The organism is Streptomyces sp. CLV115 (assembly GCF_038448545.1).
GTDB lineage: Bacteria > Actinomycetota > Actinomycetes > Streptomycetales > Streptomycetaceae > Streptomyces > Streptomyces sanglieri.
This window is the reverse complement of record NZ_JBCEWQ010000163.1, coordinates 1-18,549: the sequence shown is the minus strand read 5'-3', so window position 1 is coordinate 18,549 and position 18,549 is coordinate 1. Positions and strand designations below refer to the sequence as shown.

Sequence of the window (18,549 nt, the reverse complement as noted above, 5' to 3'; positions counted from 1 at the left end):
CCGCCCTCCCGGCTGGCGCACATGGTCGGCTCCGCCGGGATCGGCGAGGTCCTCACCACGCCCGAACTGGCCCCCGTCGTCGCGGCCGCGGGTGCACGCCCCCTCATCGTCGACGCCGCCCCGCACCAGGACGCTCACGACAGCCCCGCACCGCACCCGGCGCGAACCGTGGGTGAGGAGGCGTACGTACTGTTCACCTCCGGCTCCACCGGCACTCCCAAGGGTGTGGTCATCGGCCACTCCTCCGTCCTCGCCCTGCTGGAATGGATGACCCGGACGATCGAACCCGCGCACCTGCGCGTGGGGCTGGCGACCGCGTCACTCTCCTTCGACGCCTCCATCCACCAGATCTTCGGCCCGTTGTGTGCGGGAGGCAGCGTCGTCCTCGCCGACGACATCCTGGCGTTCCCCGACCTCCCCGCGCGGGACGAGGTCACCATGATCAGCGCACCGCCCTCCGGTCTCGCGATCCTGCTGGAGCGCCCGTTGCCGCCGGGCGTGCGGCGGGTCAACGCCGGAGCGGAACCGGTGCCCCGCCCGCTGGTCGACCAGCTCTACGCACAGCCGGGGGTCGAAACCGTCGTCAATCTCTACGGCCCCACCGAATGCACCGTCTTCTGCGCCACGTACCCGATAGGCCGCGACGAAACGGGCACGCCGCCGATAGGTACGGCCGTCGCCGGCTGCGATCTCTCGGTGCGCGACACCCGGCAGCGCCCCGTCCCGGACGGAACCGCCGGCGAGCTGTGGGTCGCCGGACCCCTGGTCGGCCTCGGCTATCTGGGATCCCCGGAGGCGACGGCGGAGAGCTTCGTCCCCGACCCCGGTGTACCCGGCGGCAGGCGGTACCGCACGGGCGACCTCGTGCGCCGCACGAACGGTGTGCTGCACTACCTCGGACGCCTCGACGAGCAGGTCAAGGTGCGCGGCTTCCGCGTCGAGCCCGGTGACATCGAGGCGGTCCTCGCGACCCTCCCGGGTGTGCGGCACGCCGTTGTCCTCGCTCCCGTGGACCAAGAGGGAACACGGACACTGCACGCGCATGTGGAGGCCGTGTCGGACGGCTCTCCCGCTCCCACCGAAGAGGAGCTCCTCCGGCTGTTGCGCGCCCGCCTCCCGCACTACCTCGTGCCGGCCCGGGTTCTGGTGACGGACCGGCTGCCGCGGAGCAGCAACGGCAAGGTGGACCGCAAGGCCCTGTCGGCCGTGGCCCCTCCCGCCGGCACGACGGAGCCGGGCGAGCACCCCCGTCCGGGAGCGGAGACACGACTCGCGGAGATCGTCGGCGAGGTGCTCGGCACGGACCGGCCGGTGGGCCGCACCGATCGCTTCGACCTTCTCGGAGGGCACTCCCTGGCCGCCGCGCGGGTCCTCGCCCGGGTCCGGACGGAATGGGGAGCGGTGGTCTCCTTGGGGGACTTCCTCACCGAGCCGACCGTGGCGGCACTGGCCGGACTCATCGACGCCGCTCCACCGGTGCCCGCGCCGGCCCGGCTGCCGGACGCCACCGAGTCGCCGCTGAGCGACATGCAGCGCGAGTTGTGGACGACCCGCCAGATCAGCCCGGTCCCCGGCGTCACCACGGAGGCGTTCGTCCTCGGCATCGACGGCGCCGTCGCCACCGACGCGCTTCGGTCCGCCCTCGACGCACTCGTGGTGAGGCACGAGGCGCTGCGTACCGTCGTGACGGAGACCCCGCGCGGCCCGGTGGCGCGGGTGCTGTCCCCGGCACCGGTTCCCCTCACCGAGCACGACATGGCGGAACGGACGGCGGAAGAGGCCGACGCGCTCGTCGACGCGGCGGCCCGGCAGGTGTTCGCCCCCGAGGACACTCCGCTGCTGCGCGCCGTGCTCGTCCGCACCGGACCCGATCGCGCACGGCTGGTGATCGCCGTCGACCACCTGGCCTTCGACGGATGGTCGGGGGGCCTCGTCCTGGACGAACTCGCTGCCGCCCTCGACGGCCGGCCCGTGCCGGAGCCGGAGGTGCAACTCGGGGACGTGGCGCGCTGGGAGGAACACGCCTTCGCGCCGGCCGCCCGTTCCGACCGCGACTTCTGGCGCGAGGAGCTCACGGGGGCACTGCCCCCGTGGGACCTCGCACGCCGCGTGCGTTCCGGGACACCCGCGCATCGGGGCGCCCGGCTGGTGCGCCGGCTGCCGCCCGGCACCGCCGAAGCCGTGCGGGACCTGGCGGCCTCCTCGGGCGTCTCGGAATTCGCGGTGTACCTGGCAGCGCTCGACGTGCTCATCGCGCACTGGACCGGACGGCACGACATCCTCGTCGGCGTGCCGGTGGCGCGACGCCCCGTGCCAGAACTCGATCGGGTGGTGGGGCCCCTGCTCTTCGTTCCTCCGGTCCGGGTCGGCTTCGGGCCCGAGGAGACCTTCCGTACCGTGGCCGCGCGGGCGGCTCTGGCGCGCAACCGGGTGCTCGCGCACACGATGCTCCCCGCCGCCGCACTCGCCGAGGCGGCCACGGCGGCGGGGCTGCCCCGACGCCCCGGCGCACCCCTGACCCCGGTCTCGCTCTCCATGCGACCGTCGGGGGCGCCGGTCCGGGTCGCCGCCGGTGCGGTGACCCTGCGGGTGCTCGGCGAACTCGACACCGGCAGCGCGCGGGACGACGCCACCTTCCTCGTCAACACGACGGTGTCGGGTACCGAGATCCATCTCGTCCACGACGTCGAGTGCTTCGGCGACCAGGACGCCGGGGCCCTGTTGGACGGACTCCTCCATGTCCTCGCCCGTGGCACCGCGGCACCCGACCGCTCCTGCTCGGCCATCGGCCTGCCCGTCCCGCCCCCGACGACCGGGCTCCCGGTCCCGGACCAGCGGCAACGGGTCGCACCGTCCACCGTCGTCGAGGAGTTCCTGGCGACGGTCTGGGAACAGCTGCTGCCGGTGAAGGACGTGGCCGCCTCCGACTCGTTCCTCGACCTCGGAGGCACCTCGCTCACCGCGATGCGGGTCGCGGCCGAGATCTGGGACGCGCTCGGCGTCGATGTCTCGGTACGCGCGGTCTTCGCACTGCCGGTGCTGCGCGATCTGGCCGCCGAGGTCGAACGGCGGGCGCTGGCCGCCCTGGACGCGGCGGCCCCGGGCGAGAAGGGGGAGACGGCATGAGCGATGCGACGGCCGCGACCGCACGGGCCGACCAGGACCGGCTGCGTGCCCTGATGTCCGCCCGCAGGGCAGAGCGCCCGCAGGTCGCTCCGCGGCGGGGGGACGAGCCCGTGCCGCTCAGTTCCGCGCAGCAGGCGATGTGGCTCGCCTCCCAGCTCCAGCCGGACAGCCCCGCCTACCTGGTCCCCGTCCTGCTGCGGCTGAGCGGCTCGCTGGACCGTCCGGCTCTCCTGGCCGCGCTGCGCGGGCTCGTCGAACGGCACGACGTGCTGCGTGGTGTCGTCGATGCCTCGGGCCCCGTCCCCGTGCTGGCGGTGGGCCCGGCCTCGGCCGTACCCATGGACGTCGTGGACCTCGCCGACGCCACGGACACCGAGGCCGAGCTCGAACGGCAGGTCCACGAGCGCGTACGGCAGCCGATCGCACCGGAGCGCGAATGCCCGCTCCGCGTCATCTGCTTCCGCCTCGACGAGCAGGAGCACGCCCTGCTGCTGGTCCTCCACCACGTGGCGACCGACGCGTGGTCCAACGGCCTCCTGCTCACCGACCTGGCCGCTCTCTACGCCCACGAATCGGGGCGGGGGCCGCTGCCACCGCGGCCTCCGCAGTACTCGGAGGTGGTCAGACCTCTCCCCGAGGCCCTGGCCGCTCGCCGTCTGCAGTGGTGGCAGGAGCGGCTGCGGGACGCGCCCACCGCACTGGACCTGCCCGCGGACCGTCCTGCCCAGCCGTTTCCCTCCGACGCGGGTGCCGGCGTTCCCCTCGTGTTCCCCACCGGACTCAAGGCACGGCTCGACTCCCTGGCCGCCGACAACGGTGTCACGCTGTTCATGGTGCTTCTCGCCTGCTGGCAGGCGCTGCTGGCGCGGGTGTCCGACAGCGAGGACATCTCCGTGGGGGTACCGGACGGGGGACGGCACACGGCACTCGGCGAGCGGGCCGTCGGCCCGTTCGTCAACACGGTCGTGATGCGGACGGTGCTGTCCCCGGCGTGGTCGGGTCGGCGCCTGCTGGCCGAGGTGCGCGACGTCGTGCTCGACGCGCTGGCCCGGGCGGACGTTCCCTTCGACCGTGTCGTCCATCAGGTGCGCCCCGAGCGCGCGTCCGGCACCGGGCCCCTCTTCGAGACGATGGCGAACCTGTACGTCCGGCCCGATCTCACCGGCCTCTTCCCGGGGCTGACGACACGGCTCACCGAGATCGCGACCGGCGCGGTCAAGAGCGAGCTGGCCCTGCACTGCTTCCTGGCGGGTGCCGAGGGCCCGCTGAGCGGAGTGCTTCAGTACCGTCGCGAGCGCTTCGGCCCGGCGACCGCACAGCGGCTGGGCGATTCCTATCTGCGGCTGCTGACCGGTCTGGTCGACGACCCCGACCGCCCCGTGGGCGAACTGCTCCCGACGGACCCGGCCGAGGGGGTGCTGCGCGGGCCGGCGCGCACGTACCCGGACGATCCCGTTCCCGAGCTGGTGCGGCGCTGGGCTCACTCGGCGCCCGAACGGACCGCCGTCGTCGCGGAGGACGGCACCCTCACCTACGCGGAGCTGGAGGAGCGGGCCGCCCGCGTCGCCGACGGCCTGCTCGCAGCCGGGGTACGCGTCGGCGAGCCGGTGGCGGTACTGGCGGAGCGGGACGTCCACCTGCCGGTGGCCCTGCTGGGCGTGCTCAGGGCCGGCGCGGCCTTCGTCCCGCTGGAACCCGCTCACCCCGACGAACGGCTCGCCCGCACCGTGACGGCGTCCGGCGCACGGTTCGTACTGGCCCGGCGCGCCCTGGCCGACCGGGTGCGGCCGGCGCACGTCCTGGTGACGGAGGACCTGTCCGCACCCGGCGCCACCCGCACGGACCGGCCCGGGGCGCGGGTGGAGGCGGGAGCGGACCGGCTCGCCTACCTGATCTTCACCTCCGGAACGACCGGCACGCCCAAGGGCGTCGCCGTGGAGCACCGGTCCCTCACCCACTATCTGCACGCCGCGCTGGAACGGATCGACGGTCACGGGCGGTCCTTCGCGCTGCTGTCCACGGCGGCGGCCGATCTCGGATACCTCTCGCTCTTCGGGGCACTGGTGAGCGGCGGCACGCTGCACCTGGTGGACCGCGAGCGGGCCACCGACCCCGCGGGGCTGGCCGCGTACTTCGCCACCCACCCCGTGGACGTCGTCAAGATGGTGCCCAGCCACCTCGAACTCCTCGCCGCACACGGCGACCTGGCAGCCGTACTGCCGAACCACCTCCTCGTGCTCGCCGGGGAGGCATGTCCGCCGCAACTCGTCGCCCGGGTGCGCGCGGCCCGCCCCGGCCTGCGGGTGCACAACCACTACGGCCCCACCGAGACGACCGTGTCCGTCCTCGGGTGCGAACCCGCCGACACCGACGGCCCCTCGGACACGACCGCCGTGTCCGTCCCGCTCGGCACCCCCTTCCCGAACGCGCTGTGCTACGTCGTCGACCGCAGCGGACGGCTCGCGCCCCCGGGGACGCCCGGGGAACTGTGGATCGCCGGCCCCTCGGTCGCGCGCGGTTACGCCGGGAACGCCGAAGCCACCGCGCGGGCTTTCGTCCCGGATCCGGTCGGGGGAACCCGGCGCTGCTACCGCACGGGCGACCGGGTGCGTCTACGCCCGGACGGACTCGTGGAGTTCCTCGGCCGGCTCGACGACCAGGTCAAGGTGCGCGGCTACCGGGTCGAACCCGGTGAGGTCGCCGCGGCCTGCCGGGCGCTGCCCTCCGTACGCGAAGCGGTCGTGCTCGCCGTCGGGGAGGCACACCGGCGCCGCCTCGTCGCCTGGGTCGTCCCGGCGGACGACAGCGTCCCGCTCGACATCACGGCCGTGCGTTCCGCCCTGCGCTCCCAGTTGCCCGACCACATGGTCCCGTCGGCCCTGGTGCCCCTGCCCGGTATCCCGGTGACCCCGAACGGCAAGGTGGACCGCGCCGCCCTGCCCGTCCCGCAGGCCTCCGACAAGCACCGCGGTACGGCCCCGCGCAGCGCTGCCGAACAGCGCATCGCGGCGGCCTGGCAAGAGGTACTGGAACTCCCCGACCAGGACCTCGACATCGACGCCGACTTCTTCGCACTGGGCGGGGACTCCTTCAGCGCACTGCGCGCCGCCCGGCTGATCGGCCCCGATCTGCGGGTGGTGTCCCTCTTCACGCACCCCACGGTGCGGGAACTGGCGACCCTGCTCGACGATCCCGCGTCCGCCGGCACCGGGCTCCTCCAGCGACTGGCCGGGCCGCCCCCGGGCACGTCCCCGAAGGTGACCCTCGTCTGCCTGCCCTACGGCGGTGGATCCGCAGCCTCGTACCGACCCCTCGCGCACGAACTCACCACGCAGCGGCCGGACATTCAGGTGCTCGCCGTGGAACTGCCCGGCCACGACCCCGCACGCGCCGACGAGGACCTGCGTTCGCTCACCGAGGTGGTGGCACGCTGCCGGGACGAACTCGCCGGCATCGACACCGGCAGAGTCCTGGTCTACGGGCACTGCGTCGGCACGGCCGCCGCGGTCGCGCTGGCCCTCGCGCTGGAGGAGGCGGGCGAGGAACTCGCCGGTGTCGTTCTCGGCGCCGCCTTTCCCAGCGCACGGCTCCCCGGCAGGCTCTCCGCGCTCGTCCACCGCTGGTTCCCCGACGACCGGCGCACGTCCGACCGGGCCTATCACGACGTGTTGCGGGCACTCGGCGGGCAGATGGAGGAGGACACCCGGGACTCGGTGATCCGTGCCGTCCGGCACGACGCGCGCCAAGCGGTCGATTGGTTCAGTACCCGCTTCGAGACTCAGGCCCCCCGGCGGCTGCGGGCGCCCGTGCTGTGCGTCGTCGGCGACCGTGACCGCACCACCGAGCTCTTCGAGGAGCGGCACCGCGAGTGGACCGTCGTCGCCGACGACGTCTCCCTCTCCCGCATCCCGCACGCAGGGCACTACTTCCTCAAAAACCAGGCCCGCGAACTCGCCGGGATCATCGAGGAACAGCTCTCCTCGCCGACGGCCTCCGTGCCTGTGCCGGCAGCGCCGGACAGCTCACCGGAACGACGGGACCTGCGCCGGTTCGGGCTCTTCGCGCTCGGCCAGACAGCCTCGATGACCGGCTCCGCGCTCACCTCCTTCGGCCTCGGGGTGTGGGTCTTCCAGAAGACCCACGAGGTGTCCGCCTACTCCCTGGTCACCATGCTGGCCATGCTTCCGGCCTTCCTCGCCGCGCCGCTGGGCGGTGCCGCCACCGACCGCTGGGACCGTCGCCGGGTCCTGCTGGGCTGTGCCGCCGTCTACGGTGTCACCCTGTCCGGCCTCGTCGCGGCGGCTGCCACCGGAACACTGCAGGTGTGGGAAGTCGCGGTGTTCGCCGCGCTCACCTCCCTCACCGCGGCGTTCCAGCGGCCTGCCTATCTCGCCTCGGTCGCCCAGCTGGTGCCCAAGCCCTACCTCGCACAGGCCAATGGCGTGGTCCAACTGGGCACCGCCCTGAGCACGCTGATCGCACCGGTGCTGGGCGGAGCACTGGTCAGTCTCACCGGACTGGCCGGGGTGGTCTGCCTCGATCTCGTCGCCGTCCTCGCCGGTGGGGCCGTCCTCCTCGTCATCCGCTTCCCGGACCGTCTCTTCCGCAGACGCCAGGAGGGCTTCCTGCCCGCGATCACCGGAGGCTGGCGCTTCCTGGCGCGGCGGCCGCCCATGGTGGCGATGGTGCTCTTCTTCATCGTCGTCAACTACATCATCGCCACCACCACGGTGCTGACGGCTCCGCTCGTCCTTTCCACGAGCAGTCCGGCCGTCCTCGGTACGGTCACCGCGGCGGGCGGCCTCGGCGCCGCGGTCGGCGGCCTGGCCATGGCGTTCTGGGGCGGCACCAGGCGCCGGGCCGACGGCATGATCGGCATGACGATCGGGATGGGGCTGGCGACCGCGCTGATCGGGCTGCGACCGGAACCCGTTCTCATGGGCGCCGGCCTGTTCCTGTGGTGGGTGTGCAACGCCCTGCTCAACGCACACTGGCTCGCCATCCTCCAGGCCAAGGTGGGCCTGGAGCTGCAGGGCAGGGTCGTGGCCACCAATCAGATGCTTGCCACCGGGCTGATGCCGCTCGGTTTCCTGCTCACCCCCCTCCTGCTGCACCACCTCTTCGACCCCCTCGTCGGGCACGCCCCCTTCCTCCAGATCGTGGGTGGCGCGGGTCCGGGCCGAGGCATGGGGCTGCTCATGATCACCGGCGGACTCCTGCTGGCCGGATGGGGTGTCCTCGGCCTGCGGTACCGCCCCCTGCGCCACATCGAGAGCCGGCTTCCCGACATCTCGACGGCGGAGGTCGTGGCGGACGACCTCGACACGCTCCAGGACGAGGCGGACGCCCTGCTGCGCCGCAGCACCGGCTGACGCCGCTCGGGTCGTGCCGTCCCCCGGCGCCGGGCCGCTCACCCCGCCCGCGCCACGACGTACTCACCGGAACCAGAAAGACGTGAACATGCACCAACTCCTGCACAGCGACGACGCCCTGATCCCGTCGCCGCTCTTCACGACCACGCTCTCGCTGCCCGGCTGCGAGGCCGACGCCTGGGTCGTCGTCGACAGCACCGTACGGGGCCTCGCCATGGGCGGAACCCGCCTCACCGAGACCGTCGACGAGCGCGAACTGGCTTCCCTGGCAAGGGCGATGACCCACAAACTCGCGCTTGTCGACCTGCCGATCGGCGGCGCCAAGGCAGGCATCCGCCCCCGCTCCGCCGTCAAGGACCGCGACCGGCTGATGTCGACCTTCGGCCGGGTCGGCCGTCCGCTCCTGCACGGCGGTGTGTACCTGGGCTGCGACCAGGGCACGACGCCGGCGGATCGCGACGCGTTCTTCGCCGCGGCGGACTACGACCTCACCGAAGTACCCGGGGCCACCCGGCTGGACATGCCCTGGGAGCAGTTCTACGGGACCATGTCCGACATCACGGGCTTCGGTGTCGCGACCGCGGCTCTGAGCACACTGGAGGCGCAGCGGCTCACCGCACCCCAGCGCGTGGTGGTACAGGGCTTCGGAGCGGTGGGCCGGTCCGCGGCACTGCATCTCGAACGCGCGGGCCACCGGATCGTGGCCGTCGCCGATGTCCTGGGCACGCTGGCCGACCCGGCCGGTCTGAGCGCGCGGGGGCTGATCGCGGCGACCTCCGCGGACGGCACCGTCGACCGTTCGCGGCTCCCGGCCCGGGTGCGGTCCCTGGGTCCGGACCGGGCCTGGCTGACGGTGGACGCGGATGTCCTCGTCCTCGCGGCCGCGGCCGACGCGATCGATCCCGGATCGGTCCCGGATGTGCGCGCCCGCGTCGTCGTCGAGGGCGGCAATCTCAGCTGTGGCCCCGTCCCGCGCCGTCTCCTGCGCGAGGCGGGCCACACGGTGTTGCCGGACGTGGTGGTGAACGTCGGCGGGGCAGCTCTGACCGGGGCGATTCTCACCGGGGTGGCCCCGTCCGGACTGTCCGCGCCCCGCCTCGCGGACTGGCTGCGCACCTGGATCGCGAACAAGATCAGACGCAATTGCGCCCTCGTGACCGAGCTGACCGGCCAAGGCAGCGCCGACCCGGTCGCGGAACTCCTGGCACACCGGGCGGTCCAGCGGTGAACGCGTCCACCTGGCACGATCCGCGCGTCCTCGTCGCACACACGGCGATGGGCGCGGAGCTGCTCACCCACCTGGAACCGCTGGTCACGGCGGTGCGGGCCACCTCTCTTCTCGACGTACCCCGGAACGAACTCGCCGAGGTCGAGGTACTGATCGGCCACCACTTCCCCGCGCACTGCCTCTCGTTGCTTCCCGGCCTTCGATGGCTGCACCTCACCGGCACCGGAACCGACCATCTCTCCGCCGCCGGGCTCGCACCCGGGACGCTGGTGACCAACTCGGCGCGCGTCCCCGTCGAATCCGTCGCGGAATACGCGCTCTCCGCACTGCTCATGCTGCTCAAGGAGTTCCCGACGCTGTCGGCACGTCCGCAGCGTCGTGTCTGGCACGCGTCAACCGCCGCGATGCTGTCCGGATCGACCGTCCTGGTCGTGGGGGCCGGAAGGATCGGCCGGGCCGTGATCCGCAAGGTCTCCGCGCTGGGTGCTCGGTGCATCGCCGTCACCCGTACCGGGGAACGAAGCGCACCGGGGGCGGACCGCACCGTGGGTGCCGAGCGCCTGGCCGAGGTCGCCGCCGCCGCGGACCACATCGTCTGCTGTCTGCCGGCCACCACCGCAACCCGTCGTCTCGTCAACGGCGATGTGCTCGCCGCGCTGCCGGCCGGTGCGGCGCTGGTCAATGTCGGCCGGGCCGGCACGGTGGACGACGAGGCGTTGCGCGAGGCGTTGGAGGCCGGGGCACTGCGCGGAGCGCTGCTCGACGTTCACGACATCGAGCCCCTCCCCGCGGACGACCCCCGGTGGCGGATACCGGGGCTGGTGATATCCCCGCACTGCGCCTTCGCCTTCCCCGGCGAACCCGCCGCCGTCGGCGAGGTGTTCCGGGACAATCTCACTGACCTGCGAGCCGGCCGGGCGGCCCGGGACGCCGTCGTGGTCGGGGGGCACCCCGGGTAGGGAACGCGATGTCGTGCTGCCCGCGCCGGGCGGAGCCCTCGCTCCGCCCGGCGCGGTTTCCTTTTCGATCCGGTGCCGTCGTGGAGGCCCGCCGCGACGGGCCCGGGGCGCGGTCGGTGGAGCGGTGCGCGCGGCCGGTCCGGCCACCGGACCGGGATCACAGATGTGCCGGGCCCCGTATGGGGGACTGTCCCCCATATCCTCGGCCTCCCGACCGGTGAGGTGGGGGGCGCACGGAGCTCCGCAGCGTCGGAGGGCGGCCGGTCGCGGCCGGGTCGGCGGCGTGCGCGCGACCGGGAGCCGCCCGGCCGAAGGGCGTACGGGCCGGTGGTCGGCCCAGCAGGTATATGGGGGCATGCACGACGCCCCATGGGGGACGCCCCCGGACCCGGCCGCCACCGCACGGCCCTGCCTGCCGTGTCTGCTCGGCGTACGTGTCCACAGGGTCGGGCGGGCCGCCCGGTCGTCGCAGGCCCGCCACGGCCTGATCGGCCGTCCGGTCGCACCGCACTGCCACGGCCCGGTCCGGTGTGCGCTCCGGCCGCGGCACACCGGCCCGCCGAGGCTCGTCTGCCGTCCGTGGGGGTGCCTTCGCCCACCCCACGCGTGCTCGTCCCTCAGGAACTTGGGGGATCACCCCGCATCCGCCGCCGCTCCGGCACCCGCTCTACTGGTGTCCGGCCGGTGGATTCCCGCGGTGACGTCCCGAGGGAGCGCCGCCGGTCCGAACTCGACTCGCGTCCCACAGTCAACAGGTGCCGTACGACAAGACATACAGGAGCGCACGACATGCGGACCTCTCTGGGTATCGACTCCGTTGCACGGAGTGTGTACATCTCGATGGTCGACCGTCCCGGCGCGGAGGTGGCCGAACTGGCCGCGCAACTGGAGGAGACCGAGGAAACGGTCCGGGGCGGGCTGGAGCGGCTGTCCGCCCTGCTGCTGGTCGTGCCGGGGGACTCCGCCAGCGGCTGGCGACCGATCGACCCGGAGGTCGGGCTGGCGGCCATGCTCACCCGGCAGCAGGAGGAACTGGCCCGCCACCGGCTCCAGGTGGAGGGCAGCCGGCTGGAGGTGACACGGCTGCTGTCGCAGCGCGGACAGGGCGGCCGGGAGAGCGTTCCGGACGTCAAGTGGCTGGCCGGCGCCGACGCCGTGTGGCGGCACATCACCTTTCTCGCCGATGAGTGCGCGACCGAATGGCTGACCGTCGGGCCTGCCGAGCGGCCGGACGCGGCGGCCTTCGAAGCCGGCCACTCGCTGGACGAGATCCTGCGGCGACGCGGTACGCCGGCTCGCGCCATCGTGCTGGAGAGCGTCCGCAACGACCCCGAGGCGACGGAGCGGCTGCGCCGCAACGAGGAGTGCGGCGGCGCCGTCCGCACCCTGCCGTCGCTGCCGGTGTGGATGATCGTCTCCGACCGCAGGCACGCCGTCGTGCCGGTCACGAGCGGCCACAGCGTGGTCGGCGCGATGGCGTGCGGCGTCGAGTCGGTCACCGAAGCCTTCGCGACACTGTTCGCCCGTCTGTGGAAGGAGGCCCTGCCGCTCGCGGAGGCACGCCCCCGTACCCGCGGCAACCTCTCCCTCCAGGAGCAGCACGTGCTCCGGCTGTGGGCGCAGGGGCTCACGGACGCGGCGGCGGCCCGCCGCATGGACGTCTCGCTGCGCACGGTGCGCCGGCTCTCCGAGAAGCTGACCGACCGCTTCGGTGCCCAGAGCCGGTTCCAGCTCGGCGCCCTCGCGCTCGCCAGCGGCGGCATCCGCGCCGAGGACATGGCCTGAACCGTCCCACCCGGCGCAGGGGCCGTGAGGGGGCCGTACCTCGGCGACGAGGTCCGGCCCCTTCATCGTGTGCCACCGGGTGCGGTCACCCGGCCGGCGCGAACTGGGCCGTGATCGCCGCCATCATCAGGTCGGCGATGCCCTGGGCGAGTTGCGCCGGGGTGGGCGAGTCGAACACGGCTCGCACCGGCACGTCGACCCGCAGTGCCTTCCGCAGCCGGGAGGCCACTTGCGTGGCGAGCAGCGAATGCCCGCCCAGTTGGAAGAAGTTGTCGTGCACGCCGACGCGTTCGATGCCGAGCAGTTCCTGCCACACGGTGGTGACCGTCCGCTCGACGGCGTTGCGCGGCGCCGTGTATTCCTCTCCCAGATCCGGCCGCTGATGGTCCGGCACCGGCAGGGCCGCCCGGTCTACCTTGCCGTTGGCGGTCAGTGGGAGGCGGTCCAGCGTGACGAACGCCGCCGGGATCATGTAGTCGGGCAGGAACCGCCCCAGGTGGGCGTGGAGATCCGCGGTGCTCGGCGCGTCCGTGCCGGTGGCCACGAGATACGCCACGAGCCGTTTGTCGCCGGGCGTGTCCTCGCGGACGATCACACTGACCTCGCCGATGCCGGGGTGGGTCAGCAATGTGGACTCGACCTCGCCGAGCTCGATGCGGTTGCCGCGGATCTTCACCTGGTTGTCGATCCGCCGCAGGAAGTCGAGCTGCCCGTCCGCCCGCCACCGCACCAGGTCACCGGTGTGGTAGACCCGGGTGCTCACCCCCTCGGCCTCGTACGCGGTGAACTTTTCCTCGGTCAGTTCCGGCCTGCCCCGGTAGCCGCGGGCCACCGGCACGCCCCCGATGAGGAGTTCGCCGGGCACCCCGACCGGCACCGGCCGGCCGTGCTGGTCCACCACGAACGCCAGGCTGTTGGGGATGGGCCGGCCGATCGGCGGGACCGCGTCGCCGGGTTCGACCACTGTCGAGGTGGCGAGGACCGTGGTCTCGGTGGGGCCGTAGTTGTTGACCACGCGGAACGGCAGCGCCGCCGGCGGCCCCATCCGCAGCCGGTCGCCGCCGGTCAGCACGTAGTCGAGGGTGCTGTCCGCCGGCCACGGCAGCGCCGCGAGTGCCTCCAGCATCGGTGTGGACAGGAATGTGGCGTGGACGCGCTGCTCGCACAGCCAGTCCCGCAGCAGAGCCGGGGTGAGCCGGACGGTCTCGGTGGTGACGCAGCAGGTCGCGCCGCGGAGCAGGCCGAGCCACAGCTCCCAGGCCGCCGCGTCGAAGCCGATCCCGGCCAGCAGCGCGAGCCGCTGTCCGGGCTCCAGCCCGTACTCCCGCGCCGTCCAGTGCACCAGATTGACCAGGCTGCGGTGCTCGACCTGGACGCCCTTGGGACGGCCGGTGGAACCGCTGGTGTAGATGAGGTAGGCGAGGTGGTGCGGTGCGGCGGTCGGCCGGGGATCGGTGTCCGGCTCACAGGCCAGCGTCGCGGTGTCCTCGTCGAGCAGCAGCAAGGGTACGTCCGAGGGCAGCCGGCCGGTGTGCGCGGAGCCGGTGACGACGACCGGGGTCGCGGTGTCCCGCACCATGTACGCCAGCCGCTCCGCGGGATGGTCCGGATCCAGCGGCACATACGGTGCCCCCGCCTTCAGGACGCCCAGCACGGCCGTCATCAGATCGGGGCCACGCTCCAGGCACACCGCGACCGGCATGTCCGGCCGCACTCCGTAGCGAATGCGCAGGTGGTGGGCGACCCGGTTGGCACGCGCGTTCAGCTGGCCGTAGGTCAGCGTGCCCTGCGGCCCTTCGACGGCCACCGTGTCCGGCTGTTGTGCCGCCCGCTCCTCGAACAGGCCGTGCAGCGTGGCGGCGTCCGGGAAGGCGGCCCCGGTGTCGTTCCACTCGACCACCGTCCGCCGTCGTTCCTCGGCGGTGAGCAGGCACAGCCGGGACAGCCGTGCCGCGGGCTCGCGGGCCACCGTCTCCAGCAGGGTGCCCAGGTGGCCGGCCAGCCGGGCGACCGTGTCCCGCTCGAAGAGGTCCGTCCGGTACTCCAGGGTGCCGCGCAGCCCGCCGTCCGCGTCCTCCGACATCATCAGGGTGAGGTCGAACTTGGCGTCCGGCAGCGTGACCGTGAACGGCTCCACGTGCAGCCCCGGAAGGCTCCAGCCGTGTTCGTCCGGTGTGTTCTGGAGGACGAACATCGTCTGGAACAGGGGGTTGCGGGACGGGTCGCGGTCGGGGGCGAGTTCCTCGACCAGGCGCTCGAAGGGGAGGTCCTGGTGGTCGTAGGCGCCGAGCGCGGTGTCCTTGACCCGGTCGAGGAGCTCGGTGAACGCCGGATCGCCGGACAGGTCGGTGCGCAGGACCAGCGTGTTGACGAAGAAACCGATCAGCTCCTCCGTCTCCGCGCGGTTGCGGCCGGCGACCGGGCTGCCGACGGTCACGTCGTCCTGTCGGGCGTACTTGGCCAGCAGCACCTGGAAGACGGCCAGCAGCACCATGTACAGGCTCGCGGAACCGCTCCTGGCCGCCTTCCTCAGCCCGGCGGCCACTGCCTCGCTCACCTCGAACGTCACGGTGTCGCCGCCTCCGGGCCGCCCCGCCGGACGGCGGTGGTCGGTGGGCAGTTCCAGCGGTTCCACCCCGGCGAGCCGCCCCTTCCAGTACGCCAGCTGCTCCTCCAGCACGTCACCGGTGAGCTGCTTTCGCTGCCACACGGAGAAGTCCGCGTACTGCACGGGCAGTTCGGTGTCCTCGGGCCGGCTTCCGGTCGTCGCCGCCCGGTAGCCCTCCCGCAGTTCGCGCGCCATGACCGGCTCCGACCAGCCGTCACAAGCGATGTGATGCACCGTCAGCAGCAGGTGCGCCTCCTCGTCGGCGAGCCGCACCAGGCGCGCACGCAGCAGCGGCCCCGCCGCCAGGTCGAACGGCCGGGCGGCCTCCTCCCGGGCCAAGTGCCTTGCGGCCTCCTGGCGTTCCTCCGGATCGACGATGTGCCGCAGGTCGTGGACGGCCGTGTGCACCGGCGCCGGCGGATCGACGATCTGCGCCGGCTCGCCGTCGTCGTCGGCGACGTACCGCGTCCGCAGGACCTCGTGGCGCGCGAGCATGCGGGTCAGCGCCGCGTCCAGGGCCTCGGTGTCCAGCGCACCGCTGACGCGCAGCGCGAAGGGCACGGCGTACTCGGCGCGTCCGGGCTCCAGTTGGTCGAGGAACCACAGCCGCTGCTGGGCGAAGCTCAGCGGCAGCGGCCCGTCGGTCCGGTCGGCCGGCACGATCCGGCCCGCACCGGCCGCTCCACCGGCGACGAGCTCCGTCACGGCGGCGGCCAGCCCGGCGACGGTGGGCGCCGCGAACAGCTCCCGCACCGGCACCTCCACACCCAGTGCGTCCCGCAGCCGTGACGTCACCTGGGTGGCGAGCAGGGAGTGGCCGCCGAGCGCGAAGAAGTTGTCGTCCACACCGGTGACCTCGATGCCCAGCACCTGGGACCAGGCCGCCGCGATCGCGCGTTCGACCGGAGTGCTCGGGGCCGGACCGCCGGCCCCGGACGGCCGGGGCTCGGGCGCGGGCAGCTCCCGCCGGTCCACCTTGCCGTTCGGGGTCAGTGGCAGCCGCTCCAGCGTCACGAACGCGGACGGCACCATGAAGTCGGGCAGTTCACGGCGCAGCCGCTCGCGCAGGGTCTCGCCGCGCACCGTGGCTCCCGCTGCCGGGACGACATACGCGACCAGCCGCTTGCCGCCGGGGGCGTCCTCGCGTACGACCACGGTGGCTGCGACGACGTCGGGGCCGGCCAGCAGCACCGCCTCGATCTCACCGGGCTCGATGCGGTGCCCGCGCAGCTTCACCTGGTCGTCCAGCCGCCCCAGGAACTCCAGTTGCCCGTCGGTCAGCCAGCGCACCCGGTCGCCGGTGCGGTAGACCCGGCGGGGCGTGCCGTCGATGTCGGCGGTCACGAACCGCTCGGCCGTCCAGCCCGGCTGCCCCCGGTAGCCGCGCGCCAGCCCGGCGCCACCGACGAGGAGTTCGCCCGGCACTCCGGTGGGCACCGGCCTGCCGTGCCGGTCCACCACATGGACGAAGGTGCCGCGCACCGGACGGCCGATCGGCGGCACGGCCGTGCCGGGGACGACCTCGGCCGAGGTCGTCACCACCGTCGACTCGGTCGGCCCGTAGTTGTTGACGACGCGGAAGGGCAGGCGCAGCCCGGCCGGCAGGCGCAGCGCGTCACCACCGGTCAGCACGTACTCCAGGGAGGTCGGCTCCGACCAGTCGAGGGCGGCCAGCGACTCCAGCATCGGCGTCGAGACGAAGGTGCCGGTGACCCGCCGCTCGCTCAGCCAGCGCTGGAGCAGCTCCGGTGTGAGCCGCACCGTGTCGTCCGGTACGCACACGGTGGCACCGGTCGCCAGCGCGGGCCACAGCTCCCACGCCGCCGCGTCGAACCCGACCCCGGCCAGCAGCGCGACGCGCCGTCCCGGGGCCGCGCCGAAGGTGTCGGCCGTCCAGCGGACCAGGCCGGCCAGGCTTCGGTGCTCGATCTCGACGCCCTTGGGACGGCCGGTGGATCCGCTGGTGTAGATCACGTACGCCAGGTCGGCGGGGGCCGCTGCGGGCTGCGGGTCGTGGGCCGGCAGATCCGCGAGGGACGGCCAGTCCCGGTCGGTGAGGAACCGGCCGGGCCCTTCGGGCAGTCGTGCGGCGCGGGGGCTGTCGGTGACCACGAGTCCGGCCCGCGCGTCCGCGACCATGTGGGCGAGCCGGTCGGCGGGGTGCTCCGGATCCAGCGGCAGGTAGGCGGCGCCGGACTTGAGTACCGCGAGCAGTACGGTGATCTGCTCGGGGCCGCGCTCCAGGCACACGGCGACCGCTGCCCCGGGACCGGCTCCCTGGAGACGCAGGTGCCGGGCGAGCCGGTTGGCCCGCGCGTTCAGCTCCCGATAGGTCAGTTCTCCGTCGGCCGAGAGCACCGCCGTCGTGTCCGGCCGCAGGGCGGCACACTCCTCGACGAGCCGGTGCACCGTCGCCCCGGCCCCGGCTTCGGCCTCGATGTGTGCGGCGGACGCCGTCCCGCTCCACTCGGCCAGCACCCGGCGCCGCTCGGCACCGGTCAGCACCTCCAGCTCGGAGAGCCGGCGCTCCGGGCCCGCGACCGCCGCGCGCAGCAGCGTGGTGAAGTGCCCGGCCAGCCGCTCCGCGGTGTCGGGTGCGAACAGGTCGAGGGCGAACACCAGATCGCCGTCGAGCGAGCCGTCGGGCCGCTCGGTGAGCATCAGGGTCAGGTCGAACTTGGCCTCCTCCTCACGGACCGCGAACGGCTCCACCGCCGCTCCGGGCAGCTGCCAGGCGTGGCCGTCAGGGGTGTTCTGGAGCACGAACATCGTCTGGAACAGGGGGTTGCGGGACAGGTCCCGGTCGGGGGCGAGTTCCTCGACCAGGCGCTCGAAGGGCAGGTCCTGATGGTCGTAGGCACCGAGCGCGGTGTCCTTGACCCGGCCGAGGAGCTCGGTGAACACCGGATCGCCGGACAGATCGGTACGCAGGACCAGCGTGTTCACGAAGAAACCGATCAGCTCCTCCGTCTCCGCGCGGTTGCGACCGGCGACCGGGCTGCCGACCGCGATGTCGTCCTGGCCGCTGTACTTCGCCATCAGCAGCTGGAACACCGCCAGCAGCGACATGAACAGGCTCGCCCCCTGCCCCGCCGCCAGCCGCCGGGCCGCGGCGGTCACGTCGGCGGGCACCGAGAAGGACACCGTGCCGCCCCGGCCGGACCGCTCGGCCGGCCGTCGGTGGTCGGTCGGCAGCTCCAGCGGCTGCACTCCGGCGAGCCGCTCCCGCCAGTACACCGACTGCCCCGCGAGCGCCGGACCGTCCAGCACCTCGCGTTGCCAGCTCGCGAAGTCCGCGTACTGGAGGCCGAGGGGGGCCGGGGTGCACGGCCGGCCGGCCACCGCCGCGCCGTACAGCTCGCCCAGCTGCCGGGCCAGGATGCCCTCCGACCAGCCGTCGGAGACGATGTGGTGCACCGTGAGCAGCACGAGCCACTCCGTGTCGGCCACCCGCACCGCTGCTGCGCGCCG

General features: G+C 73.4%; 6 protein-coding genes. 5 read left to right on the top strand and 1 reads right to left on the bottom strand.

The features are described from left to right. The 5 genes from AADR41_RS35025 to AADR41_RS35005 all read left to right on the top strand — a co-directional run. Positions 1 to 3,126 (top strand): condensation domain-containing protein (locus AADR41_RS35025; RefSeq protein ID WP_342285948.1); only part of this gene is annotated, 3,126 nt, incomplete at its 5' end. Beyond that, the gene (locus AADR41_RS35020) at positions 3,123 to 8,498 is read left to right on the top strand and encodes a non-ribosomal peptide synthetase/MFS transporter (protein ID WP_342285947.1); all 5,376 of its coding nucleotides are present in this window, start codon (positions 3,123 to 3,125) and stop codon (positions 8,496 to 8,498) included. The genes AADR41_RS35025 and AADR41_RS35020, both read left to right, overlap by 4 nt. A gap of 88 nt (positions 8,499 to 8,586) precedes the next feature. Then, entirely contained in the window at positions 8,587 to 9,726 is a 1,140-nt protein-coding gene (locus tag AADR41_RS35015) for a Glu/Leu/Phe/Val dehydrogenase dimerization domain-containing protein (RefSeq protein WP_342285946.1), read from the top strand. Then, complete coding sequence (locus AADR41_RS35010; protein ID WP_342285945.1) at positions 9,723 to 10,685, top strand: NAD(P)-dependent oxidoreductase; 963 nt, start codon at positions 9,723 to 9,725, stop codon at positions 10,683 to 10,685. The genes AADR41_RS35015 and AADR41_RS35010 overlap by 4 nt, the downstream gene beginning before the upstream one ends. 789 nt (positions 10,686 to 11,474) lie before the next feature. Next, a complete protein-coding gene (locus tag AADR41_RS35005) occupies positions 11,475 to 12,470 on the top strand; it encodes a helix-turn-helix domain-containing protein (RefSeq protein WP_342285944.1) in 996 nt (331 codons plus the stop codon). An 85-nt stretch (positions 12,471 to 12,555) separates the two neighbouring features. Here the strand turns inward: AADR41_RS35005 and AADR41_RS35000 are convergent, their stop codons facing one another. Next, positions 12,556 to 18,534, bottom strand: a complete 5,979-nt coding sequence (locus AADR41_RS35000) for an amino acid adenylation domain-containing protein (protein ID WP_342285943.1) — start codon at positions 18,532 to 18,534, stop codon at positions 12,556 to 12,558. Positions 18,535 to 18,549 lie beyond the last annotated feature (15 nt).

What these genes read in the sequence shown, in the direction of transcription:
- AADR41_RS35020 (WP_342285947.1), top strand. Translation starts at nt 3,123, where the DNA reads ATGAGCGATGCGACGGCCGCGACCGCACGGGCCGACCAGGACCGGCTG.
- AADR41_RS35015 (WP_342285946.1), top strand. Translation starts at nt 8,587, where the DNA reads ATGCACCAACTCCTGCACAGCGACGACGCCCTGATCCCGTCGCCGCTC.
- AADR41_RS35005 (WP_342285944.1), top strand. Translation starts at nt 11,475, where the DNA reads ATGCGGACCTCTCTGGGTATCGACTCCGTTGCACGGAGTGTGTACATC.